Source organism: Streptomyces sp. NPDC052496, from assembly GCF_040679095.1.
Classification (GTDB): Bacteria; Actinomycetota; Actinomycetes; order Streptomycetales; family Streptomycetaceae; genus Streptomyces.
This window is the reverse complement of record NZ_JBFAUH010000003.1, coordinates 320,625-343,845: the sequence shown is the minus strand read 5'-3', so window position 1 is coordinate 343,845 and position 23,221 is coordinate 320,625. Positions and strand designations below refer to the sequence as shown.

Annotated in this window: 17 protein-coding genes and 2 pseudogenes; 15 read left to right on the top strand and 4 right to left on the bottom strand. The window is 72.7% G+C overall.

Going from position 1 to position 23,221, the window contains the following annotated elements; translation table 11 throughout:
- Positions 1-217 precede the first annotated feature (217 nt).
- The 3 genes and pseudogenes from AB0L45_RS06935 (at position 218) to AB0L45_RS06925 (ending at position 3,475) form a co-directional block, all read left to right on the top strand.
- Positions 218-1,060, top strand: a complete 843-nt coding sequence (locus AB0L45_RS06935) for a glycerophosphodiester phosphodiesterase (RefSeq protein ID WP_365836906.1) — start codon at positions 218-220, stop codon at positions 1,058-1,060.
- A gap of 53 nt (positions 1,061-1,113) precedes the next feature.
- A pseudogene (locus AB0L45_RS06930) lies at positions 1,114-1,671 on the top strand (ATP-binding protein); the annotation flags it as partial.
- An 835-nt stretch (positions 1,672-2,506) separates the two neighbouring features.
- Positions 2,507-3,475 (top strand): DUF5926 family protein, encoded by a 969-nt coding sequence (locus AB0L45_RS06925; RefSeq protein WP_365836904.1) that lies wholly within the window; start codon positions 2,507-2,509, stop codon positions 3,473-3,475.
- A 463-nt stretch (positions 3,476-3,938) separates the two neighbouring features.
- Here AB0L45_RS06925 and AB0L45_RS06920 read toward each other — a convergent pair whose 3' ends face one another.
- Entirely contained in the window at positions 3,939-4,250 is a 312-nt protein-coding gene (locus AB0L45_RS06920) for a hypothetical protein (RefSeq protein WP_365836902.1), read from the bottom strand.
- Positions 4,251-4,936: 686 nt separating this feature from the next.
- Entirely contained in the window at positions 4,937-5,656 is a 720-nt protein-coding gene (locus AB0L45_RS06915; protein WP_365836900.1) for a bifunctional DNA primase/polymerase, read from the bottom strand.
- Between the two features lie 448 nt (positions 5,657-6,104).
- Between AB0L45_RS06915 and AB0L45_RS06910 the strand changes: the two genes are divergently transcribed.
- Both AB0L45_RS06910 and AB0L45_RS06905 read left to right on the top strand, forming a co-directional pair.
- Positions 6,105-7,976, top strand: coding sequence for a PP2C family protein-serine/threonine phosphatase (locus AB0L45_RS06910; RefSeq protein WP_365836898.1), 1,872 nt, complete (start codon positions 6,105-6,107; stop codon positions 7,974-7,976).
- 181 nt (positions 7,977-8,157) lie between these two features.
- Positions 8,158-9,630 (top strand): aminopeptidase P family protein, encoded by a 1,473-nt coding sequence (locus AB0L45_RS06905; protein WP_365836896.1) that lies wholly within the window; start codon positions 8,158-8,160, stop codon positions 9,628-9,630.
- 119 nt (positions 9,631-9,749) lie between these two features.
- On the opposite strand, the gene AB0L45_RS06900 is transcribed toward AB0L45_RS06905, so the two are convergent.
- Positions 9,750-10,394 carry a TetR/AcrR family transcriptional regulator gene (locus AB0L45_RS06900; RefSeq protein WP_365836894.1) on the bottom strand — a complete coding sequence of 215 codons (645 nt, stop codon included), beginning with the start codon at positions 10,392-10,394 and terminating at the stop codon, positions 9,750-9,752.
- Positions 10,395-10,850: 456 nt separating this feature from the next.
- Between AB0L45_RS06900 and AB0L45_RS06895 the strand changes: the two genes are divergently transcribed.
- A complete protein-coding gene (locus tag AB0L45_RS06895; protein ID WP_365836892.1) occupies positions 10,851-11,429 on the top strand; it encodes a hypothetical protein in 579 nt (192 codons plus the stop codon).
- Positions 11,430-11,472: 43 nt separating this feature from the next.
- Here the strand turns inward: AB0L45_RS06895 and AB0L45_RS06890 are convergent, their stop codons facing one another.
- Positions 11,473-11,964 (bottom strand): ATP-binding protein, encoded by a 492-nt coding sequence (locus AB0L45_RS06890; protein WP_365836890.1) that lies wholly within the window; start codon positions 11,962-11,964, stop codon positions 11,473-11,475.
- A gap of 340 nt (positions 11,965-12,304) precedes the next feature.
- On the opposite strand from AB0L45_RS06890, the gene AB0L45_RS06885 reads away from it, so the two are divergent.
- From AB0L45_RS06885 to AB0L45_RS06845, 9 genes and pseudogenes are all read left to right on the top strand, one after another.
- Positions 12,305-13,177: a hypothetical protein gene (locus tag AB0L45_RS06885; protein WP_365836888.1), complete on the top strand. Its 873-nt coding sequence runs from the start codon at positions 12,305-12,307 to the stop codon at positions 13,175-13,177.
- A gap of 136 nt (positions 13,178-13,313) precedes the next feature.
- Entirely contained in the window at positions 13,314-14,141 is an 828-nt protein-coding gene (locus tag AB0L45_RS06880) for a YcnI family protein (protein ID WP_365836886.1), read from the top strand.
- 81 nt (positions 14,142-14,222) lie between these two features.
- Positions 14,223-14,873 carry an SCO family protein gene (locus tag AB0L45_RS06875; RefSeq protein ID WP_365836884.1) on the top strand — a complete coding sequence of 217 codons (651 nt, stop codon included), beginning with the start codon at positions 14,223-14,225 and terminating at the stop codon, positions 14,871-14,873.
- Positions 14,870-15,310 (top strand): annotated as a pseudogene (locus AB0L45_RS06870) (copper chaperone PCu(A)C); the annotation flags it as partial. The gene AB0L45_RS06875 and the pseudogene AB0L45_RS06870, both read left to right, overlap by 4 nt.
- A gap of 190 nt (positions 15,311-15,500) precedes the next feature.
- Positions 15,501-17,753 carry a copper resistance protein CopC gene (locus AB0L45_RS06865; RefSeq protein ID WP_365836882.1) on the top strand — a complete coding sequence of 751 codons (2,253 nt, stop codon included), beginning with the start codon at positions 15,501-15,503 and terminating at the stop codon, positions 17,751-17,753.
- Positions 17,753-19,084: an iron uptake transporter deferrochelatase/peroxidase subunit gene (gene efeB / locus AB0L45_RS06860; protein ID WP_365836880.1), complete on the top strand. Its 1,332-nt coding sequence runs from the start codon at positions 17,753-17,755 to the stop codon at positions 19,082-19,084. Before AB0L45_RS06865 ends, efeB begins: the two co-directional genes overlap by 1 nt.
- Positions 19,085-19,227: 143 nt before the next feature.
- Positions 19,228-20,154 carry a prephenate dehydratase gene (gene pheA, locus AB0L45_RS06855; protein ID WP_365836878.1) on the top strand — a complete coding sequence of 309 codons (927 nt, stop codon included), beginning with the start codon at positions 19,228-19,230 and terminating at the stop codon, positions 20,152-20,154.
- Between the two features lie 828 nt (positions 20,155-20,982).
- The gene (gene serS / locus AB0L45_RS06850; protein WP_365836876.1) at positions 20,983-22,272 is read left to right on the top strand and encodes a serine--tRNA ligase; all 1,290 of its coding nucleotides are present in this window, start codon (positions 20,983-20,985) and stop codon (positions 22,270-22,272) included.
- Positions 22,269-23,114, top strand: a complete 846-nt coding sequence (locus AB0L45_RS06845; protein WP_365836874.1) for an HAD family hydrolase — start codon at positions 22,269-22,271, stop codon at positions 23,112-23,114. Before serS ends, AB0L45_RS06845 begins: the two co-directional genes overlap by 4 nt.
- The last annotated feature ends 107 nt before the right edge of the window (positions 23,115-23,221 follow it).

Here is a 23,221-nt window from a genome sequence, read left to right as displayed (position 1 = left end):
CAGGATGCGGCGTAGGACCCTGGCGTACGGGCGACGGGCAGGCGGTACCGGCGACTGTCACAGGCGCAAGCCTTTCCCACCACGCGTCAGGGCGCCGTAAGCCAAGGCTGTGACTGTCCCCCCATCCTTTATGCCGGACAAAAGCGGCGCATCTGATGTTATGCGGATCAGGTAGTGCACACGGCGACCCTCCCGCGAGCGATGGCACGATAACCCGGTGACCACCGCGTACCCGCTCGGGGACCGCGCCCCGGGCGCTTCCCCCATTTCCGTCGTAGCCCATCGTGGCGCGTCCGAGGACGCGCCGGAACACACCCTGGCCGCCTATCGCCGGGCGATCGAGGACGGCGCCGACGCGCTGGAGTGCGACGTACGGCTCACCGCCGACGGCCACCTCGTCTGTGTGCACGACCGCCGGGTCAACCGCACCTCCAACGGGCGCGGCGCGGTCTCCGCCCTGGAACTGGCCGACCTGGCCGCGCTGGACTTCGGCTCCTGGAAGGAGGACGAGGACGCCACCTGGGAGGCACCGGACCGCCAGCACGAGGACCCGGAACGCACGTCCGTCCTGACCCTGGAGCGACTTCTCGAACTCGCGTCCGATGCCGGGCGCCGTGTCGAGCTGGCCATCGAGACCAAGCACCCCACCCGCTGGGCCGGCCAGGTGGAGGAGCGACTGGTCGCCCTACTGGAGACATTCGGCCATACCCGCGCTTCGGCCGAGGGGCCGCCGCCCGTCCGCGTCATGAGTTTCTCGGCCCGGTCGCTGCACCGGGTACGGGCCGCGGCCCCCGACATCCCTGGTGTCTACCTCATGCAGTTCCTGACACCGCGCCACCGCGACGGCCGGCTGCCGCCCGGTGTGGGCATCGCCGGACCGGGCGTCCGGATCTTGCGCGCGCATCCCGAGTACGTCTCCAGAGCACACCGTGCGGGCCATCAGGTGCATGTCTGGACCGTGAACGATGAGGCGGACGTCGAGCTGTGTGAACGCCTGGGAGTGGACGCAATCATCACCAACCGCCCCAAACAGGTACGAGCCCAACTCGGGCTGGGGTAGCGGCCGTCACAGGGAGTGCACCGGCGCATTCGACCCGTATTCGATCGTTACGAGTGCGTCACCGCACCGGGATTGGCCGGTTTCCGGTCCAGGCCATTGGGGCATCCATCCCGTGGCGTGGGGCGAAGGAGGTCTCGGGGGTGGCGTTGATGGTGGCACAAGAGGTGCCGACGGCGTCGGTCATGGCCGTACCCCATGGTCCGTCGGGGGTCGGCTCGGCCAGGCGGCGCATGCGGGCCGAACTGCTGGCAAGCGGCGTTCAGGACACGGTCGTCGATGACGCGGTACTCATTCTTTCCGAACTGCTGAGCAATTCATGCCGGCACGCACGTCCGATATGCGTGCTGGAGGCGCCGGGTTCCGTACGGGGCACCGCCGGTGAGGGGGCACCGGCCGCGAAACCGGACGCGATACGCGCCGCGTGGCGCATCGACGGGCACGGCCAGTTGACCATCTCGGTCACCGACGGCGGCGGCCCGACCCGGCCACAACCGGCCACTCCGTCGGTCACCGCCAAGGGGGGCCGCGGACTGGCGATCATCCGGTCCCTCGCCAAGGAGTGGGGCGTCGAGGACACGGAGGGCGAGGTCACGGTCTGGGCCCTGCTGGCTCTGCACGGTCTTCGCAGCACGTTCGCTACGCGCGTGGACCTCCCGGTGGAGCTGGCCGCCGACTTCTCCGGCGCGGCGCACGGCCCGCTCACGGGGCGGTCGAACGGCGTCGCACCGGGGCACGCCTCCAGCCTGCCGAGGGCCGAACGGGGGCCGGCTTCGGTGCCGGCTCCGGTCCCGGCCCCGACTTCAGCCTCGGCTCCGGCTCCGGCTTCCGTTTCGGGACGGGCCGGCGAGCCGGTCTCCGGGCGGGAGACGGCGGGCCGGCCGGAGCTGTCGTTGGTGGAGTTCGACCGGTCGGTCGGCTGAGGCGGAGTGGGGCCGAGGGCGGGGTGTGACCGGCCCGGGAACCGGCTGGCCCGGGAACCGGCTGCCCCGGGAACCGGCTGACCCGGGAGGACGATACGGCCGCGAAGACCGCGTCGCCGCCCTCGGTCCTGGGCGGTGGACCACGGCCTGAAGCCCCGCCCCGGAGGAGCCGGCCGACGCCCACCGTCGCGGCCCCGCTTCCGCCGCGCTTCCGCCGCGCTTCCGCCGCACCTCCCTCCCGCTTCCGCCCCGTCTCCCTCCCGCCTCCGCCCCGCCTACGCGCCCCGCAGTCGCCCGTACGCGTGCGAGCCGTACCCCCGCTGTCCGGGGCGCCCGCACGGCCATACGGCGGCGAGCGGTCGTGCGGGGCCAATTCCGTCGGCCCGCGCGGTCGCGGACGGTGAACGGCCGCGTGGGGGCGACGGCGGGCCGGGCCGCAGCGCGCGGCACAGGGCAGGTCGCAGTCGTCTAGGCTCGCGCCGGAACGCGTCCGTACGCCCAGGATCGACCAGGAGAAAGCCTCGCCATGGCCAAGAAACGCCGTCCCCAGACCAAGGCCGCAGCACCGCAGATCAAGGACGGCGAGATTCCCGTCGTCGGGGCGCGCGAGCCCTGTCCCTGTGGTTCGGGCCGCCGCTACAAGGCGTGTCACGGCCGGAGCGCGGTGCAGGCCGCCACCGAGCTGGTGCAGCGCCCCTTCGAGGGCCTCCAGGGCGAGTGCGACTGGGTGGCGCTGCGTGAGCTGGTGCCCGCCGCCACCGTCGAGTTGACGCTGAAGGACGGGCTGCCCGAGGGCGTGCCGTCGGTGACGCTGGCGACCGTCCTGCCGATGGCCTGGCCCGCGCTGCGCCGCGACAACGGCGCCGTCCTGCTGGGCCTGCAGAACGACACCGCTTCGGGTGACCTCAGCCGCGACCTCGCCGACACGCTGCGCCGCGCGCTGGCCGCCGAGCCGGGCACGCCGGTCGCCGCCGAGCGCGCCGCCGTGGACGGCCCGCGCCTTCAGGACCTGCTGGATCCGGCCGCGCCGTTCGAGCCGCAGGTGCACAGCGGCTTCGAGTTCTGGGTGGAGGACGCCGAGAACGCGACGGGTGAGGTCGCCGCCTCCCTGGAGCGGGCGAACGCCGCCGCCATCCCGACCGCGCGGCTGGACGGCCTGGAGGGCGCCTACTGGTGCGAGACGCCCGAGAAGAACCACCTGCGCTGGGTGATGGCCCACCCGGAGGAGAAGCTGCTGGACGCGCTGGCCCGGCTGCACGCGGCCGGTACGTCCTCCCTCGGTGAAGGCACCCGTCTGGTCGGCTCGTTCCGTGCGCACGGTCTGGTCGTGCCGGTCTGGGACCTGCCCTCCGGGATGAGCGCCGACGACGTGGCCAAGCCGGCCGCCGCCTTCGCGGAGCGGCTCGGTACCGCGCTCGCCGCGGACACCCCGCTGTCGCCGGAGGAGCGCCGGGCCCGCGGCGGCCTCACCAACCGTCAGGTGACGCTGAGCTGACCGTGACCCGCGGGGCGCGGAACGGCCCGCCGGGCGTGACTCCGGTCACAAGTCACGGTGCCGACCGGTAAATACGCGTCCGGAATTCCACGATCGAATTTGCGAACCGCGGATCTCTTGTTACCGTTCTAGGAGCCCGGTCGCTGGTGCATCCCCCGTCGCCAGCGACCGGGCGCTTCCATGCCCGCGTCCGTACGGCCGGGCGGACGGCCCCGGCGCCGCGTGAACGTCACGAGACCGCAGCCGGAACAGCGCACGAGAACGCCGCGAGGACACCGTCCCGGCGCGACCGGCCCGCCGCAGCCCCTGAGAGCCCGCCTCCCGCCGTTCCCGGCCCGCCGCACACATTCCCGTCGGCCCGCCTGCCGCGACGGCTCCCACGCCCCCGTACGGGCTCCGCCGGCCGCCTCAGCGACCCGTCACCGCGCGGGGCCCGCGGCGCGTGACCGCCCCTCCCACACCGTCATTGGTCCGAACCATCCTCCCCCGGTGCGGGGTTGCTGCCGGAGCGCAGCAGTTTGCGCTCACCCCGCGCGTCGGCGACCTCCGCCACCGCGACGTACGACGCCGGGCCGCCGCCGACCACCGCCTCGCGCGGGGTTTCGCAGGTCCCGGGCTCGTCGCCGGCCGGCAGGTCACAGTGCGCCTGCACGGTCCGGCCGTCCGGCCGCATCAGGGTCAGGACGGCGTGCAGGGGCTTGCCGGAGGCGTTGCGGTAGTACGTACGCCCCCAGGACCGGCCGCCCTCGAAGAGAACGCATGTCTGGGCTTCCACCCCTTCGGGTGATGCGAGTTCGGGCCCGCAGCGGGCGGCACGGCGGCTGTCGGCACCGCGGCTGTCCGTACGGCTGTCGGTACGGCTACCAGGAGGGCCGTCGATGCGGCTGCCGGTACGGCCGTCCGTGCGGTTGCGGGTGCGGCCATCCGTGCGGTTGCCGGAGCGGCCGTCCGTACGGCCGTCGGTACGCGCTCCCGTATGTGGGTCCGTATGTGGGCCCGTACGCGCATCCGCACGCGCCGCACCCGTGGACCAACCCGTCTGCGCGCCCCCGTACGACCCCGGCCCCGCATACGCCCCCGACCCGGCGGACGCCCCCGTACCGACCGGAACATCACCCTCCGGATGTGGAGCACTCGCGGAGCCATCGGCCGCCGACCGATCGGATTCGGCCGGACCGGCGGTCGCGGCGGCCAGCGGCAGCGCGACGGCGAGCGCGACCGTGCTCGCCAGCGCGATCATGCGGAGATTCGGCGCACGCTCCATGGGACCACCTGGGGTGTCAGAACGACGGAGTTGACCGCCGGATTGACGGTGCGCCGAACATATCTGCCCGGAACGGGCACATTCCGGGCGCGGACCCCCGGACCCCTGCCACCACCGGGCAGCTCACACCCGTACGAGTGAACCGCCCGCGCGTTCTTCGTCCGCGGCGGACGGCGGGCGGGCAGGCCCCGGGCGCTTCAGTAGGCGAGCCGGCTGCCGCCGTCCGGCGCGCTGGTGCTGGCGGTGACCAGGGCGTCCACGATCGTCTCCACCTGCGGCAGCCAGGGCGCGGCCGGACCCGTGCCCGGCGGCCGCTCCCAGCGCACCTTGCCCGCACCGATCTGCGAAGGCGGCAGCACGACGTAACCGCCCTCACCGTGAAAGCGCAACGAACTCGGCACCCACTCCCGGGAGTGCAGCAACTCGCCCAGTTCCGCGAGGGAGTACGGGGCGACCAGCAACGACCAGCGGGTGGGGGTGGCGACGACCGGGCCGGTGCGGACGCCGAAGTGGTCCAGGGCGGCCAGCGCCCGCGCCCCGGCGACGGCCGGCAGGCTCAGCGCGCAGGGCGCCCGGCCGCCGGTGGCCAGCAACAAGGGCGCGGTCGGCCGGTTTGTCCACCACCAACGCACCATGCGGGCGTCGGTGGTGGCGGCGAAGAGGCCGGGGTCGAAGGGGTGCGCGCCGGGCACCACACAGTCCGGGTCCGGGCAACTGCACGGGCGCGTGCCGCGCTCGGCGCGGCCCCACCCGCCGGACGGCTTGCCGCCCGCCGGTTTCCCGCCGGTCCGCAGCCCGACACCCGGGAGTACGGGCCACTGCCACTCGGTGGCGCAGTGGAGCGCCGCACCGAGCAGCGCCGACCTTCCGCCGCGCCGGAGCTGGAGCTTGCGTCGCCTTCCGAGGATCTCGCGCATGAGCGCTCGTTCCTTTCCGTTAACGCCGAGGGCTATGTCCATCGCACTACATGCCGGTTCATGCCGCTGCGTGGCGTTCTTCGGTGGCTCCTGCGAACCCCTGACGCCACGTGGATCTCTGGTCACTGCGTGTACGGAGCAGCGCATCACGCCATACGCCGAGCGTGGAACGTGGCGGAGGGTGGCGCACGCATGGCGCTTGCTGTCCCGTGAAGCAGATCCGCCACTTGGGGGTGCGGTGCGGCGCGGTCGTCGCCGTGTTAGACGCCCGTGCCCGTCGGAGAGTTCCGGCGCGGCCCGACTGACTCCGCGCCTTTCCGAGTACGTACCCGCCATGGTGGTGATGACGCACTGTCGAACGCCGCCAGTCGACCTCAAATTGACGTTCGGGGGGATATTTTCCGGCCAACTTCCTCACCCCGTTGACACCACAAACCCCATGGGGACAATGCTGGACATCGTGTCACCGGGGCGTGTACATGTGGAGGCATTGATAGCGGAGCAGCATGACATGGGGGTTTGCGATGCTATTGAGGAAAATGCGCAGTTCGGCACACTACTCAACAGCACTCAACAAAACGCCGCAGCCCGCCTCAACATGCGGCCTGACCTGGGGATTCACCCGGCGCTACGTAAGCCGTCGGCCATGACCACCCCTCACGTTCCGAAAGTGGCTGGAATCGAACCAGCACTTCCCGCCCCCACTCACACTGCCGAGTCCGCAACCACAGCAGCCCCTGCGGACACCCCGCCCGAGACCCGCCCCACGGCCGTACAGGACCGCCTCGCCGGCTGGGTCTCCGACCTCACGACGCTGCACGACCTCACCGAGCAGCTGGCCCGTACGCGGACCCTCGAAGCCGCCCTCCAGGAACTGCTGCGTGCCGGCGCCTCCCTCGTGGGCGCCCGGCGCGGCCTCGTCGTCCTCGAACCGTCCGACGGGCACGGGCCGGACACCACCATCGGCTTCGGGCTCGGACAGGCGGACATCGGCCACATCGAGACCGTGCCGCGCCGCGCGCTGTCCTTCGGCCGGATCCTCGACGGCTTGCCCGTCGCGGACGTCACGGGCGACACGGATGTCACGGACGGCACAAACGGCACGGGCACCGCGAACGCCGTGGACACCGCGAACGGGCATGAGCGGTGCCGGGCCTGTGCCGGCGGCCCGCCGGCACCCAGCGGGCGCGCCGACGGCTCCGGCTGCGTCGCCTGCGGCCACGGCCACATCGCCCAGCCCGACATCCCCGGAGAGCCCGGTCTCGACCCCCGCCTACGGGAGGTGGCCGCGCGCCTCGGGTACGCGGCCAGTTACGCCGTACCGCTGGAGGCCGGGTCCGTCGGCCGGTTCGGCGCCGCGGTCTGGCTCTACGACGAACCCGCCGAGCCCGCCGAGCGGCAGCGCCATCTCATCGACCGCTACCTCGCGTACGCCACCGAACACCTGGCCCGCCTCCTCGAACTGCACCGCCAGCGGCAGACCGTGGCGACGCTGCGCGAAGAGCTGCTGCCCAGCAGGCTGCCCAGGGTTCCCGGCGTACGGCTCGCGATACGGCACAGCTCCGGGCCGCTCGGCGGCGGCGACTGGTACGACGCGCTCCCGCTGCCGGACGGCGCGCTGGGCCTGGCGGTCGGCTCCGTCACCGGCTCCGGGCCGGGCGCGGTGGCCGCCATGGGGCGGCTGCGTGCCTCGCTTCGCGCGTACGCGGTGATGGAGGGCGAGGACCCGGTCGCGGTCCTCTCCGACCTCGAACTGCTGCTGCGGCTGACCGAACCCGCCCGCAGCGCGACGGCCCTGTTCGCCTTCGCGGAGGCGCCACCGGGGGTGCCGGGGGGTCCGGGGGTGCCGGGCGGCGGCATGGGGCAAGGCGGCGGCATGGGGCCAGGTGCCGGTTCAGGGCCCGGTACGTACGCGGGCGCGTCCGGGCTCCCGGGGAGGACGGCCGCGCGCCGGATCGTGCTCGCCGGGGCGGGGCACTGCCCGCCGCTGATCATCGGTGACCGCCGTACCGAGTACGTGGAGACCTCGCTGTCCGCGCCGCTGGGCATGCTGGCGTGCTGGGAAGCGCCGAGCATGGAGCTGCGGCCGGTGCCAGGAGAAACCCTTCTGCTGTACAGCGACGGGCTGCTGCGCCGCACCGGCGAGCCGATGGACCGCGCTTTCTCCCGGCTGCACGCCGCCGCCGCTGGCGTCCCCCGGGCCGCCCGCCACGACCCGGAGGCGCTGACGGACCACCTGCTGCGCACCCTGCTGCCCGACGGGCTCGACGACCCGGAGTCCCCGGAGGACGTGGTGCTGCTGGCGGCGTACTTCGAGTAGGGGCGGCGGCAGCACGCGTACCCGTCCCCGCGCCCCCACCTCCCCCGCTCCCGCCCCCGCACCCCGCCCTCCGCCCTCCGCCCTCCGCCCGGACTGTCTGATACCTCACCGCTTCGGGCCCCTGGACCCTGTTCCGTCCGCACTTACGATGGAATGCGGTGCAGTCTTACAAGGAGGCATAGTGACCGACGAGCTCACGCCGGAGACCCCGGGCGACGACGAGCAGCCGATCAAGCAGCGCAAGAACGGCCTTTACCCGGGCGTGTCGGACGAGCTTGCGGAGAACATGAAGTCGGGCTGGGCCGACACCGAGCTGCGTGACCTGGAGCCGATCGAGCAGGCCCCGCACGCGGCCCGGCGGCGCGCGGCGCTGTCCCGCCGCTTCCCCGGTGAGCGCCTGGTGATCCCGGCGGGCAACCTGAAGACCCGCTCCAACGACACCGAGTACGACTTCCGCGCCTCGACCGAGTTCGTCTACCTCACGGGCGACCAGACCGACGACAGCGTGCTCGTCCTGGAGCCCCGCGAGAACGGCGAGGGCCACGACGCGACGGTCTACCGGCTGCCCCGCTCCGACCGCGAGAACGGTGAGTTCTGGCTGGACGGCATGGGCGAGCTGTGGGTCGGCCGCCGCAACAGCCTGACCGAGGCCGCGACGCTGCTGGGCGTGGCCTGCGCGGACGTGCGCGAGCTGGCCGACACGCTGCGCGCGGCGACCGGCCCGGTCCGTGTCGTACGCGGCCACGACGCCGGTATCGAGGCGGCGCTGGCCGACAAGGTCACCGCCGAGCGCGACGAAGAGCTGCGGGTGTACCTCTCCGAGGCGCGCCTGGTGAAGGACGACTTCGAGATCGGCGAGCTGCAGAAGGCGGTCGACTCGACCGTGCGCGGCTTCGAGGACGTCGTGAAGGTCCTGGACAAGGCCGAGGCGACCAGCGAGCGCTACATCGAAGGAACGTTCTTCCTGCGCGCCCGCGTCGAGGGCAATGCCGTCGGTTACGGCTCGATCTGCGCCGCGGGGCCGCACGCCACCACGCTGCACTGGGTCCGCAACAACGGCCAGGTGCGCTCCGGCGACCTGCTCCTGCTGGACGCGGGCGTCGAGACCACCACCCTCTACACCGCCGACGTCACCCGTACGCTGCCGATCGACGGTACGTACAACGACCTCCAGCGCAAGATCTACGACGCGGTGTACGAGGCGCAGGAGGCGGGCATCGCGGCGGTCAAGCCGGGCGCCGCGTTCCGCGACTTCCACGACGCGTCCCAGCGGGTGCTCGCCGCGAAGCTGATCGAGTGGGGCCTCGTCGAGGGCCCGGTGGACCGGGTGCTGGAGCTGGGGCTGCAGCGCCGCTGGACCCTGCACGGCACCGGCCACATGCTCGGCCTGGACGTCCACGACTGCGCCGCCGCCCGTACGGAGGCGTACGTGAACGGGACGCTGGAGGCCGGCATGGTGCTGACCGTCGAGCCCGGCCTGTACTTCCAGGCGGACGACCTGACCGTCCCTGAGGAGTACCGGGGCATCGGCGTCCGTATCGAGGACGACATCCTCGTCACCGAGGACGGCAACCGAAACCTTTCCGCGGCACTGCCGCGCCGCGCGGACGAGGTCGAGGCGTGGATGGCGGAGCTGACCGGGCGCCGGGCCTGAGCCGGACCTCAGCCGGGCCCTGAGCCGAACCTGAGCCAGGCTCCGCACCGCGGCACCGCGGCACCGCGGTACCGGGGCACCGCGCCTGATCCCAGTCGCCAGGAGGCGGCCGACGGCTCCTACGGGAGCTGCCGGCCGCCTTCGGCGTTCTCGTCGGCGGGTGCGAAGACCCCGTCCCGTGCCGCCACCCAGGCGGCCTCAGCGGCGCAGTCGGCCAGCCGGTGGTCCACGGGCCTGCGGGCGATCAGCAGCCGGTAGTAGAAGGGCGCGCCCAGGGCGGCCACGACCTCGTCCGGGTCGGCTCCTGCGGGCAGCTCACCGCGGCGCTCGGCGCGGATCACCATGCTGCCGGCCAGCCGCAGCCGCTGGTGGAAGAACTGCCGCAGTACGTCGGCGGCCTCCGCCTGGCGGGCCGCCGCGGACACCATCGCCTCCAGCAGCCCGTAGTGCCGCGGTTCCCTGTAGAAGGCGGCGATCGAACGGGACAGCGCGCGCAGGTCGCCGCGGAGCGTTCCGGTGTCCGGGAGCGGGATCCCGCCACTCAGGTCGGCCATCAGCTCGCAGACGAGCCCCTCGACGGAGCGCCAGCGGCGGTAGATCGTCGCGACGTGGACGCCGGAGCGCCGGGCGATCCCCTCCATGGTGAGCGCGGCGTATCCGCCCTCGCCCAGTTCCTGGCGGACCGCATCCAGTACGGCTTGTCTGGTACGCGCGGTACGTCCTCCCGGGCGGGACGCTCCGGGAGGGTGCTGCGCTGTGCTCACGGCGGCTCCGTATTGCAGTGCGGGTTCAGGCCACGTATCGTCCAGAACACGCTAACGCGAGTCGCTTCGCGTTAGGCCGGGTGTGCGTAGGTCCCGCGGCAGTCGGGGACGCGGCGGGGGACGTCCTTCCCCTGCGGGACCGCGCAATCCGGCACCGGGACGGCAGTCGGCCTGCTGCCGGTACCGGATGCTTCTTCGGCAGGTCGGTACCGGCACGTACGCCGCCATTCGCCGCCGCCACCCGGGCCTCGGGCGTGTCACCCCCGCCCCTGCAGGGCGTCTACGAGTCCGCGGCCCGCCTCTGCCGATGCGCTCGGTGGTTCTCACTGATGCGCAAAGCCTTCTGGCGCATCGTGCCCTGATCGTGCGTCCCAAGACGCACCCGCCACTCGCTCGACGGTGCGCGCGGTGTTCAGTTAGGGGCCCGACCTGACGAGAGGGGAGACCGGACACTCCATGACGCTCACCTTCACCCGCCACCGCAAAGCCGAGCGCTACGAACTGCGCCCGCAGGGCGCCGCCCCCGTCCACGTGCACCCTGGCGCTCCCGACGGCCGTCCCCTTCCCGAGGGGTGCGAGCCGCGCTTCACCCTCGCCGCCGACCCGGCCGGTGCCAGGCCACTCGCCATCGTCGTCCGGAGGAAGCGCGACGGCCACCTCGCCGTGCTCGCTCCGGATCACGAGCACCTGGCCGAGCTCCGTCTGTCACCACGCAAGAAGCTGCGGCGGCCCCTGTACGAGATCCGCCTGCCCGGCGGGGAGGTGCTGCGCGGACGGGAGGGAACCGTGCCGTCCCTGCTCCTGTGGCTGGTGATGCTGCCGTTCGTCCTTGTCCACCTGATCGGTCTGGCCCTCTCCGACATGCCCGCCGACGAGGTCGGTTCCCCCCTGCGGACGGCCTGGAAGCGGCCGGGCGGCCTCCTCGGCCGGGTGGTCATGACCGAGTCCGCGCGGGGACGCTTCCGCGTCCCGGGTGACGGTCTCGACCACCGGGTGGCGTACGCGCAGGCGGTGGCGAAGTACGGGAAACAGTGATCCGGGCCCGCTGACCGGTCCGTCGTGCAGCGCCCGCACCCGTTCACGACGCCATCAGCGGCACCTCCTCCTTCCACTTCAGGATCTTGTCGAAGCTGACCACCGCGCCGCGCCGCCCGGTGCGGTTACGGTAGCGGACGTGGTCGGTCAGGGCCTCGATCAGAAAGAGCCCCCGTCCATGCTCGGCCTGGGCCGGGGCGGGGGCTGCCATGGGTGGGGGCGGCGCGTGATCGGGCAGCGCGCTCCGCCCGGGGCGCTTGGACCTGCGGGCCCGTTCCCGGAACCCGGGACCGGAGTCGGTGACTTCGATACGGCAGGTGTCGCCGTTGATGAAGGCGGTGACCCGGTAGTCCTCCGTAGCGGCGTCACCACCGTGTTCGACGGCGTTCGCACACGCTTCGGAGAGGGCGACGGACAGGTCGTGGGAGACATCCGGGTCGACCCCGGCCGTCTCCATCGTTCCCAGCAGGAGCCGCCGGGCGAGCGGCACGCTCGCGGCCTCGCGCCGCAGATGCAGGGACCACCAGATGCTCATCGCTGCAGCCTCCTGGTCGCGGCTCGACATACCGATACGTATTGCCGGGGCGCATGGTCCGTAAGCGTGCCCCGGGCGTGACTCCGCTCATTCGGCGGATGCGCCCCTGCCGCCCGCCGGTGTATCGGGGACATGCGTGCGCCCGCGTACGCCCCGGCGCGCGGCGTCAGTGCTCCGGCGCCGCCCCCGTCCGCCCGCCCTCCCCGCACCCTCCCCCGCGCCGGGCACCTCCGCACGCCCCACGCTGACCTGCCCGGACCGGAATGGCGCGATCCGGCGGGTGCCGGGCGGCGGACCTGCCGTATGCGGGCCATGGGGGCAGTGGGATGATGGCGCGGCCATGACTGCCCCGTCCGACCCCGAAGAGCGCGCCGCCGCGGACCTGCGGCTGCTGAGGGCCGCGGTGTTCACCGCGGTCTGTGTCGCGCTGTCCGCGGCCGGGCACATGATCGGGTCCTGCGCCGCCGTCCCGCTGTGGACGCTGGGCGTGGGCTGCGCGGCGGTGTTCGCCGTCGCGGCGCCGCTGGCCGGGCGGGAACGCTCGCTGCCCGGCATCGCCGTGGCACTGGCCGTCGGCCAGCTCGCGCTGCACACCGTCTTCGCGCTGGGGCAGCACCGCATGGCGGCCGTACCGCTGGCCGCCACGCCCGCGGAGGCCGCCGGCGCACCGGCCGGCGGCGGGCTCTCCGACCAGGCGGCCATCTCCCTCGCACGGCACATCACCTGCGGCCTCGGCGCCGGGCAGCTGGACGGCGCCGAAGCGCGCCGCATCCTGGACACCTCGGTCGTCGGCCCGGGCGGCCCCGCATCGGCGGGTGGCGGTGCCGGGCACGCCATGGACCCGGCCGCCATGGCCGCTTCGGCCTCCACGGCCGCGCACGGGCTGCTGCCCTCGCTGCCGATGCTGCTTGCGCACCTGCTCGCGGCGCTCGCCGCCGGCTGGCTGCTGCGCCGCGGTGAGGCGGCCCTGTGGCGGCTGGTACGGCTCTCGGCGCCCGCGGCGCGCGAGGCGTCGGTGGTGGCGGAAGCACTCGTGGGCGCGCTGCGCGGCGCGCTCGCGCTCGTACGCGCCCTGTGCGCCGGGCTCCTGACGGCGGACGCACGCCCCGTGGCGCGTTTTTCGTACGGGGATGACCAAGCCCGCCCGAAGGAACTCGCGCTCCAGCACAGTGTCGTCAGGCGGGGCCCGCCCGCCCTGGCCCTCGCGGCCTGACGACCACGCACCGCACTCCCCGCAGCACGACCGGGCACGCCCCGGCGCACGGGCGGAGGCGGCGTGCGCCGTCGTCACCGCACGCGCGCCAGCCGTTCCTTCCCCGTTCCTCCTGCCTGTGGAGTGCATTTCCGCCATGTCTGAGACCACCGCCGTACCGTCACCCTCCCCTGCCGCAGCGTCACCGAGCGCCGCACAGGCCCCGGACGCAAGCCACCCCGGCCTCCCCGGCCGTCCCGCCCGCCGCGGCCGGCTCGCCCGCCGCCTGCCCGTCCTCGGCGGCCTCGCCGCGGGCGGTGTACTGCTGCTCGCCGGCCCCGCCTTCGCGCACGTCAGCGTGCAGCCGGGCAAGGCCGAGCAGGGCGGCTACGCGACGATCAACTTCAAGGTCCCCAACGAGCGCGACAACGCCTCGACCGTGAAGCTCGAAGTGACCCTGCCGGCCGACCACCCGCTGGCGTCCGCCATGCCGCAGCCGGTCCCGGGCTGGAAGGTGGAGGTCACCAAGTCCAAGCTCGACAAGCCGCTCGAAACGCACGGCAAGAAGCTCACCGAGGCCGTCTCGAAGATCACCTGGACCGCGGACGGCGGCAAGATCGCACCCGGTCAGTTCCAGCAGTTCCCGGTCTCCGTCGGGCAGCTGCCCAAGGCCGACAAACTGGTCTTCAAGGCCCTCCAGACGTACGACAACGACGAGGTCGTACGGTGGATCGAGCCGACCAAGGAGGGCGGCCCCGAGCCGGAGAACCCGGCGCCGGTGCTCGAACTGACCCCCGCGTCGGGTGACGGCCACGGCTCCGGCACGGCCGACGCGAAGAAGGCCGGCGGCGACGCGGGCGACGCTCAGCAGGCCGCCGCGGACGGCAGCGACACCACGGCGCGCGTCCTGGGCGGCGCGGGCATCGTCGTCGGCATCATCGGTGTCGCGTTCGGCGTGCTCGCCGGCCGGCGCCGCGGCGCCTGATCCGACCCCGTGCCCGCCCCCGGCGCCCGACCTCCCGGGCGCCGGGCCGGCACACCCTTCCTGAAAACGGGACACACGTACATGCGTAAGAGGAACCTCACCGCCGCCGGCATCGCGCTGGCCTCGGCCCTGACCCTGGCCGCCTGCGACAGCGGCGGCGACAGCGGCAAGCCCGCCGCCAGCGTCTCCGGCGGCACCCGCTCCGAGCCGATCGTCACGCTCGACCGGCCGATGGAGAAGCCGGACCTGGTCCTGACGGACACCGAGGGCAAGAAGTACGACCTGATCGAGCAGACCAAGGGCCATCCGACCCTGGTCTACTTCGGCTACACCCACTGCCCGGACGTCTGCCCGCTGACGATGAACAACATCGACGTGGCGATGCGGCAGCTGCCCAAGGCCGAACAGGACGACCTGCGCGTCGTCTTCGTCACCTCGGACCCCGAGCGGGACACCTCCGCCGCGCTCAAGAAGTGGCTCGGCGGCATCAACAAGAAGTTCGTCGGCCTGACCGGCTCCTTCGACACCATCCAGGCCGGCGCGCGCAGCGTGAACATCGGCATCGAGAAGCCCGTCAAGAAGAAGAACGGCGACGTGGTCTCCACCCACGGCGCGCAGGTCCTGCTCAGCTCCCCCAAGGACGACAAGATCCACTGGATGGGGATGCAGGACGCCGGCGTCGACCACTACTCCAAGGCACTTCCGAAGATCGTCAAGGGACAGAACCCGTGAACCGCCGCACCACCCTCGCCGCCGTACTCGCCCTGACCGCCGGATTCGCCCTCGCGGGCTGCGACGGGGACAGCGCACCCGAGCTGAAGGTCTCCGGGGCGTACCTGCCGCAGCCGGTCGGCCAGGACATGGCCGGCGCGTTCATGGTCATCAAGAACTCCGGCGGTACGGCCGACAAGCTCACCTCCGTCACCAGCGACCTGAGCGACGACGTCACCATCCACACCACCAAGAACAACAAGATGGAGCAGGTCACGTCCCTGGACATACCCGCCAACGGTGAGCTGCGGCTCGCCCGCGGCGGCAACCACCTGATGTTCATGGGACTGAAGAGGAAGCCGGCCGAGGGCCAGCGGGTCAGCGTGGAGCTGCACTTCGCCACCGCCGAACCGATCAAGGTCGAGGTCCCGGTCGAGTCCGCGACCTACGTCCCGAAGAACGGCGGGGCGAAGAACGGCGACGGGAGCGGGAAGGACCACGGCGCCATGGACCACGGTTCGATGGACCACGGCTCCGCGGGCCACGGTTCGGCACCGCACGACGGCTCGAAGGGTGACGGCTCGAAGCACGAAGGATCCATGGACGACCACGCGCAGCACGACTCCAAGAAGTAGGGAGCGCCTCGCCATGACCACCACCGTCCTCTGCGCACCGGGCTCCGGCGCCCGCGCTCCGAGCGCACGCCGGGCCGGCGCACCGCGCGCCGGCCGGTCGTACGCGCTGCGCCTCCTGGTGCTCGCGGCCGCCCTGCTCGGCGCGCTCCTCGGCGGCGCCGCCCCGGCCTCCGCCCATGCCGCGCTGACCGGCAGCACTCCCGCGCAGGGGTCGGTGGTGCAGAGCGCACCCGAACAGGTCACGCTCACCTTCTCCGAGGGCGTCGCGATGGGCGACGACTCGGTGCGGGTCCTGGACCCGCAGGGCAAGCGGGTGGACCGCGGCAAGCTGCGTGACCTGTGCAGCGGCGAGACGGTCAAGTACGGTGTCGGGCTGCCGCCGGGGCTCCCGGACGGCACGTACACCGTCGCCTGGCAGGCGGTCTCCGCCGACAGCCACCCGGTCTCCGGCGCCTTCACCTTCTCCGTGGGCGCGCCGTCCAGGACGAGCGCCCCGCTGCCGCAGCAGGAAGCCGGCGGCGGAGTGGTGGGCGCGCTGTACGGCATCGCCCGCTACATCGCGTACGCGGGCTTCGTCGTCCTGGTGGGCGGGGCGGCGTTCGTACTGCTCTGCCGGCCGGCCGCCGCCCGCGTACGGTCCGTGCAGCGCCTGGTCGCCCGCGGCTGGGCGGCGCTGACCGCCGCGACGATCGCGATGCTGCTGCTGCGCACCCCGTACACGACGTCCGGCGACCTCGCCGACATCTTCGACCTGGGCGGGCTGCGCCAGGTGCTGGAGACCAAGCCGGGAGCCGCACTGGTCTCCCGCTTGCTGCTGCTCGCCGCCGCGGCCCTGTTCGTGGCCGTCCTCTTCGGCGCGTACGCCCGCGCGCAGCGGGACGGGGGGCGTACGGAAGCGGGGGGCGCGGGGGACGGCGTGACGGGCACCCCGGACGCCTCAGGCGTCCCAGACGCCCCAGACTCCGTTGGTGCCGCAGCCGGATCGGAGACCGGAGGCGGAGCCGGAACGGAAACCGGAGGCGGGGTCGGGTTCGGGGCCGGTGCCGAACCCGGTGCCGAATCCGGAACCGCCCCCGAGCCCGAATCCAAACGCCGCAAGGACCTCGCCTTCGGGCTCTGCCTCGGCGGGGCCGTCGTCGCCGTGGGGCTGGCCGCGACCTGGGCCATGGCCGAGCACGCCTCGACCGGCCTGCAGACCGCCGTCGCCATGCCCGTGGACGTCCTGCACCTGCTGGCCGTCGCCACCTGGCTCGGCGGCCTGACCGCGCTGCTGGTCTCCCTCTCCCGGGGCCCGTCCGTGCCCCGTTCCGCCGTCCGGCGTTTCTCGCGGCTGGCGTTCGGTTCCGTCCTGGTGGTGGTGGCGACCGGTGTGTACCAGTCGTGGCGGCAGGTCGGCACGTGGCGGGCGCTGACCGACACCTCGTACGGCAAGCTGCTGCTGGCCAAGGTGGTGCTGGTGGCCGTCCTCGTCGGCGTCGCCTGGTTCTCGCGGCGCTGGACGGCGCGGCTGAGCGAGAGACCGGCGCCGGAGGCGGAAGCCACCGCCGTACTGGAGAGCGTGGCGGCCCGTACGGAGACGACGGCGCACGCAGCGAGTACGGCGACGCCGGACACCCCGCCCGCCCCCGGCGCCCCGCCCGCCCCCGGCGCCCCGGCCGCCCCCGGCATCGCGGCCGACGGCCTCGCCCCCGAGCGGGCCGCGCAACTCGCCCGGCAGCGCGCCGCGCTGGCCGCCGCCCGTACGAAGCGCATCCGCGACGCCGACCCGGAGCGTTCCGGGCTGCGCCGCTCGGTGCTCGCCGAGGCGACGGTCGCCGTGCTGGTGCTGGCCGTCACCACCGTGCTCACCTCCACCGAACCGGCGCGTACGGAGGAGGCCGTGAAGGCGGTCGGCGGGGCCGCGCAGTCGGCCGACGCCAACCAGCCGCAGGTGCTGAACATCCCGTTCGACACCGGCGGCCCGCGCGGCAAGGGCACCGCGCGCGTCGATCTGGACCCCGGCCGCAGCGGCAGTGCCAACGCCCTGCACCTGCGGATCGCCGACCCGGACGGCCGGACGCGGGACGTCCCCGAGGTGAAGATGTCCTTCACCTTGAAGGAGAAGGACCTCGGGCCGCTGCCGGTCACCCTCGACCACGTCAGCGAGGGACACTGGAGCGCGCGCGACGTCCAGTTGCCGGTGCCCGGACAGTGGCAGCTCTCCCTGGTCGTACGGACCTCCGACATCGACCAGGTCACCGAAACCAGGAACGTGAAGATCAACTGATGACGACCACCGCTTCTTCCTCCGGGTCCTCCGGGTCCTCCAGTTCCGGTGCCGGTACCGGCACGGGGCCCGACCGCACCGAGCCCGAGACCCTCGAACTGTCCCGCCGGCGCCTCCTGGGCACCGTCGGCGCCGCGGGCGCGGCAGGTCTCGTCGTCGGTGCCGCGGGCGGCGCGATCGGTGTCACCGCCGCCCGGGACACCCCGCCCGCCGCGCTGAACAGCGTCGGCTCGGCCTCGGTCGCCTTCCGCGACGAACACGCCAAGCAGCAGGCCGGCATCACCACGCCGCTCCAGGCGCGCGGTCACCTCGTCGCCTTCGACCTCGCGCCGGGCGCGGGGCGCAAGGAGGCCGCCGCGCTGCTGCGCCGCTGGTCCCGTACGGCCGAGGAGCTGATGGCCGGGCGTACTCCGGCCTCCGACACCGGGGTCGCGCTGGACGCGGGTCCGTCCTCGCTGACCGTCACCTTCGGCTTCGGCCGCACCTTCTTCGACCGTACGCAGCTGACCGCGCGCCGCCCGGTGCAGCTCGAACCGCTGCCGGACTTCTCCTCGGACGTGCTGGACGCCGGGCGCAGCAACGGCGACCTGTGGATCCAGATCGGCTCCGACGACGCGCTGGTCGCCTTCCACGCGCTGCGCGCCCTCCAGAAGGAGGCCGGGGACACCGCACGGCTGCGGTGGCAGATGAACGGCTTCAACCGCACCCCGGGCGCCACCGCGAGCCCGATGACCACCCGCAACCTGATGGGCCAGGTGGACGGCACCAACAACCCCAAGCCCACCGACGCCGACTTCGACGAGCGGATCTTCGTGGGCCGGGACGCGGGCAGCGGTCCGTACGCCTGGATGCGCGGCGGCTCGTACGCGGTCGTCCGCCGTATCCGGATGCTGCTGGACGACTGGGAGAAGCAGCCGCTCGCCAAGCAGGAGAAGGTCATAGGCCGCCGCAAGGCCGACGGCGCGCCGCTGACCGGCGGCGACGAGCACACCAGGATGGACCTGGACAAGAACGCCCCGGACGGCCTGCCGGTCATCCCCGCCGACGCGCACGCGCGGATCGCGGCGCCGGAGTCCAACCAGGGCGCGGCCATGCTGCGGCGGCCGTTCTCGTACCACGACGGGTTCCGCGACGACGGGGCCCCGGACGCCGGGTTGCTGTTCATCTGCTGGCAGGCCGACCCGCTGCGCTCCTTCGTCCCGATCCAGCGCAAGCTGGACCGCGGGGACGCGCTGTCGCCCTTCCTGCGGCACGAGGCGAGCGGGCTGTTCGCCGTGCCGCCGGCCGCGGTGGCGGGCGGGTACGTGGGACAGCCGTTGCTGGAGGGGTGACGGGGCGGACGGATGCCGGATGCGCCGCGCAGGCCGTGTGTGGTTTCCGGCTTCCCTGCCGGGCCGGACGGTGGGGCGGGTAACGTGGCGAGCGGGTGATCGGTAAGGCGGTCCCCACCGGAGCGTGAGGGAGTCAGAGGGACATGTCGGTCAGCCGCTACACCTACCTGGGGCCCGAAGGAACGTTCACGGAGGCGGCCCTGCGGACGCTGCCGGAGTCCGCCACCCGTGAGCTGGTCCCGATGGTGTCCGTGCCGGCCGCGCTGGACGCGGTACGGGCCGGTGAGGCAGCGGCCGCGCTGGTGCCGATCGAGAACTCGGTCGAGGGCGGAGTGACCACCACGCTGGACGAACTGGCCGCCGGCGAACCGCTGATGATCTACCGCGAGGTGCTGCTGCCGATCGCGTTCGCCCTGCTCGTACGGCCCGGCACCCAGCTCTCCGACATCAAGACGGTCACCGGGCACCCGGTCGCCCAGCCGCAGGTGCGCAAGTGGCTCGCGGAGCACCTGCCCGAGGCGGTGTGGGAGTCGGCGGCCTCGAACGCCGATGGCGCGCGCCTGGTCCAGGAGGGCCGCTACGACGGCGCTTTCGCGGGCGAGTTCGCGGCCGCGACGTACGGCCTCGAACCGCTGGTCACCGAGATCCACGACGCGCAGAACGCGGCCACCCGCTTCGTCCTGGTGGGCCGGCCGGCCCGGCCGGCCGCGCGGACCGGCGCCGACAAGACCTCGGTCGTGCTCTGGCTGCGTGAGGACCACCCCGGTGCGCTGCTGGAGCTGCTCCAGGAGTACGCGGCCCGCGGCGTCAGCATGATGCGCATCGAGTCCCGGCCGACCGGTGAGGGCATCGGCCGTTACTGCTTCTCGGTGGACTGCGAGGGCCACCTGACGGACCGCCGTGTGGGCGAGGTGCTGATGGCGCTCAAGCGGGTCTGCCGCGAGGTGCGCTTCCTCGGCTCGTACCCGCGCGCCGACCAGGTGCGGGCGAACGTACGGCCGGACACGGTCGACGAGGCGTTCACGTCCGCGGCGGACTGGCTGACGCGCTGCCTCGACGGGCGGGGCTGAGGCGCCCGGCAGGACTGGCCGACGCGTTGCGGCGGCGGGCGTCCCTGAGGCGTCCGCGGCGGGCGGCGGAGCGGCCGGAGGGCGATCCGGAGGGCTCCGCCGGGGGCCTGGTCTGGGGTCTTGAGGTTGTCCACAAAGTTATCCACAGCCCCCGTTCTCGACCTGGGGATAAGTCGACACGGCGGCCATCGTAACCCGGGCAGAGTCGACATATTGCTCTACCGACCGCCCGCACCTTCCACAGCGCCGAACCCTGCCCCGCGTCAGCGCAAATTGGGCGAACAATCCTTTAGGGCGAGGAAATCCCACACGAAAGAGCGTCCACTCGGGGTTTCGTCGGTGAATCCCTGGCAACGCATTCTTGAAACGGAAGCACCTCTTCCGACTTCCACAGATTCCACACACAGCCTGTGGATAAAGTTCCGTAACCTTCCGCGCCTGTGGACAACCCTGGGTACAACTCTCGTCACCCGCCGCCTCGCGCCGCCCGCCAACTCCGCCCACCCACAAGGGAACGCGTCCGCCGCCCACGAGGCGGTTACCCCGGCACCGGCGCCGGCGCAAGATTTTCCCAGCGCGTTTTTCCGCCACTTTTCGCCCGCCCGTACGATCCCTGCCCGCACTTCCCGCACTCCGCGTGCGCCTCCGACCCACTCCCCCCCACACCCCTTATGCGCCTCTTATGTGCCCCCTCGCCCGGCCTTACCGTGCCGTACCGCCCGGAATAATCGAGCGCACCAAACACAATAAACAACAACAAACCGGACATAGCGCCACGCGGAGAATATGGCGTCGAAGGTCCGGGCCGTGCCCCGGTAGCCTGGTGGGGTGATTGACCTTCGCCTGCTCCGTGAGGACCCCGACCGTGTGCGCGCCTCCCAGCGCGCCCGTGGAGAGGACGTCGCGCTCGTCGACGCACTGCTCTCCGCCGACGAACGGCGCAGGACCTCAAGCGTCCGCTTCGACGAGCTGCGCGCCGAGCAGAAGTCGCTCGGCAAGCTCATCCCCAAGGCCACCGGCGACGAGAAGGCCGCGCTGCTGAAGAAGGCCGGGGAGCTGTCCGCCGCCGTCAAGGCCGCCGACGCCGAGCAGGACCAGGCCAAGGAGGAGACCCAGTCCCTCCTGCTGAAGCTGGGCAACCTCGTCCACCCCGACGTGCCCGTCGGCGGCGAGGAGGACTTCACCGTCCTGGAGACCGTCGGCACCCCGCGCGACTTCGCCGCCGAGGGCTTCGAGCCCAAGGACCACCTGGAGCTCGGCCAGGCGCTCGGCGCCATCGACGTCGAGCGCGCCGCGAAGGTCTCCGGCTCGCGCTTCTACTACCTGACCGGCATCGGCGCGCTCCTGGAGCTTGCGCTGGTCAACGCCGCGATCGCGCAGGCCACCGAGGCCGGCTTCACGCCGATGCTCACCCCGGCCCTGGTGCGCCCGCACGCCATGGAGGGCACCGGCTTCCTCGGCCAGGCCGCGGAGAACGTGTACCACCTGGAGAAGGACGATTACTACCTCGTCGGCACCTCCGAGGTCCCGCTCGCCGCGTACCACATGGACGAGATCGTCGACGCGGACAAGCTGCCGCTGCGCTACGCGGGCTTCTCGCCGTGCTTCCGCCGCGAGGCCGGTACGTACGGCAAGGACACCCGGGGCATCTTCCGGGTGCACCAGTTCGACAAGGTCGAGATGTTCTCGTACGTCGACCCCGAGGACGCGCAGGCCGAGCACCAGCGCCTGCTGGACTGGGAGAAGCAGTGGCTGACCGGCCTGGAACTGCCCTTCCAGGTGATCGACGTGGCCACCGGTGACCTCGGCGCCTCCGCCTCCCGCAAGTACGACTGCGAGGCGTGGATCCCGACCCAGGGCAAGTACCGCGAGCTGACCAGCGCCTCGAACTGCGACGAGTTCCAGGCCCGCCGCCTGTCCGTCCGGATGCGGACGAACAAGGACGGCAAGCAGCAGGTCAAGCCGCTCGCCACGCTCAACGGCACGCTCTGCGCGGTGCCCCGCACCATCGTGGCGATCTTCGAGAACCACCAGCAGGCGGACGGCTCCGTACGCGTCCCCGAGATGCTGCGCCCCTACCTGGGCGGCCGGGAGATCCTGGAGCCCGTCGCCCGGTGACCACCGCTCCCGAACCCGCGCACCGGGCCGACCCGGCCCGCCCGCTGCCGTACGGACTCGTCGCGACCGACCTCGACGGGACGCTGCTGCGGCACGACGACACGATCTCCGAGCGCACCCGCGCCGCCCTGGCCACGGCCACGGCGGCCGGGGCCGCGCACATCGTCGTCACGGGCCGCGCGGTGCCGTGGACCCGGCACATCCTCGATGCGCTGGACTACGACGGCATAGCGGTGTGCGGGCAGGGCGCACAGGTCTACCACGCCGGCGAACACCGGCTGCTGACCTCGGTCACCCTGGACCGGCAGCTCGCCGGGCTGGCCCTCGCCAAGATCGAGGCGGAGGTCGGCCCGCTGTTCCTGGCCGCGAGCCGGGACGGCCTGGACGGCGAGGTGCTGGTCACCCCGGGCTACCGCGTCCAGGAGGGCCCGCTGCCGAACCTGGAGATCCAGAACCCCGGCGACCTGTGGGCAGCCCCCCTGAACAAGGTCTACATCCAGCACCCGACGCTGAGCGACGACGAACTGGCCCGCACCGCGCGCGAGGCCGCCGGCGACCTGGTCGGCGTGATGATGGCCGGCGCAGGCGTCGTCGAACTCCTCCCCCTCGGCCTCTCCAAGGCCACCGGCCTCTCCCTGGCCGCCCGCCGCCTGGGCGTGAAGGCCGCCGACACCATCGCCTTCGGCGACATGCCCAACGACATCCCGATGTTCGGCTGGGCCGCCCACGGCGTAGCCATGGCCAACGCCCACGACGAACTCAAGGCCGTAGCGGACGAGATCACGGCCTCCAACGAGGAGGACGGCATCGCGGTCGTCCTGGAGCGGCTGTACGGGGCCTGAGCCGCCCCCGGCCGCCCCGGCCACGTCGATCGTCTTTTCGGAACGTACGCGCGACGTCATGCCCGGGACGGGGTAACTGTACGTTTATCGACTCGTTGTCCCCTGTG

Excerpts from the sequence above, each read along its gene's own strand:
- AB0L45_RS06925 (WP_365836904.1), top strand. The coding sequence starts at position 2,507 with ATGGCCAAGAAACGCCGTCCCCAGACCAAGGCCGCAGCACCGCAGATC.
- AB0L45_RS06915 (WP_365836900.1), bottom strand. The coding sequence starts at position 5,656 with ATGCGCGAGATCCTCGGAAGGCGACGCAAGCTCCAGCTCCGGCGCGGC.
- AB0L45_RS06910 (WP_365836898.1), top strand. The coding sequence starts at position 6,105 with ATGCTGGACATCGTGTCACCGGGGCGTGTACATGTGGAGGCATTGATA.
- AB0L45_RS06895 (WP_365836892.1), top strand. The coding sequence starts at position 10,851 with ATGACGCTCACCTTCACCCGCCACCGCAAAGCCGAGCGCTACGAACTG.
- AB0L45_RS06890 (WP_365836890.1), bottom strand. The coding sequence starts at position 11,964 with ATGAGCATCTGGTGGTCCCTGCATCTGCGGCGCGAGGCCGCGAGCGTG.
- AB0L45_RS06885 (WP_365836888.1), top strand. The coding sequence starts at position 12,305 with ATGACTGCCCCGTCCGACCCCGAAGAGCGCGCCGCCGCGGACCTGCGG.
- AB0L45_RS06880 (WP_365836886.1), top strand. The coding sequence starts at position 13,314 with ATGTCTGAGACCACCGCCGTACCGTCACCCTCCCCTGCCGCAGCGTCA.
- AB0L45_RS06875 (WP_365836884.1), top strand. The coding sequence starts at position 14,223 with ATGCGTAAGAGGAACCTCACCGCCGCCGGCATCGCGCTGGCCTCGGCC.
- AB0L45_RS06865 (WP_365836882.1), top strand. The coding sequence starts at position 15,501 with ATGACCACCACCGTCCTCTGCGCACCGGGCTCCGGCGCCCGCGCTCCG.
- efeB (WP_365836880.1), top strand. The coding sequence starts at position 17,753 with ATGACGACCACCGCTTCTTCCTCCGGGTCCTCCGGGTCCTCCAGTTCC.
- pheA (WP_365836878.1), top strand. The coding sequence starts at position 19,228 with ATGTCGGTCAGCCGCTACACCTACCTGGGGCCCGAAGGAACGTTCACG.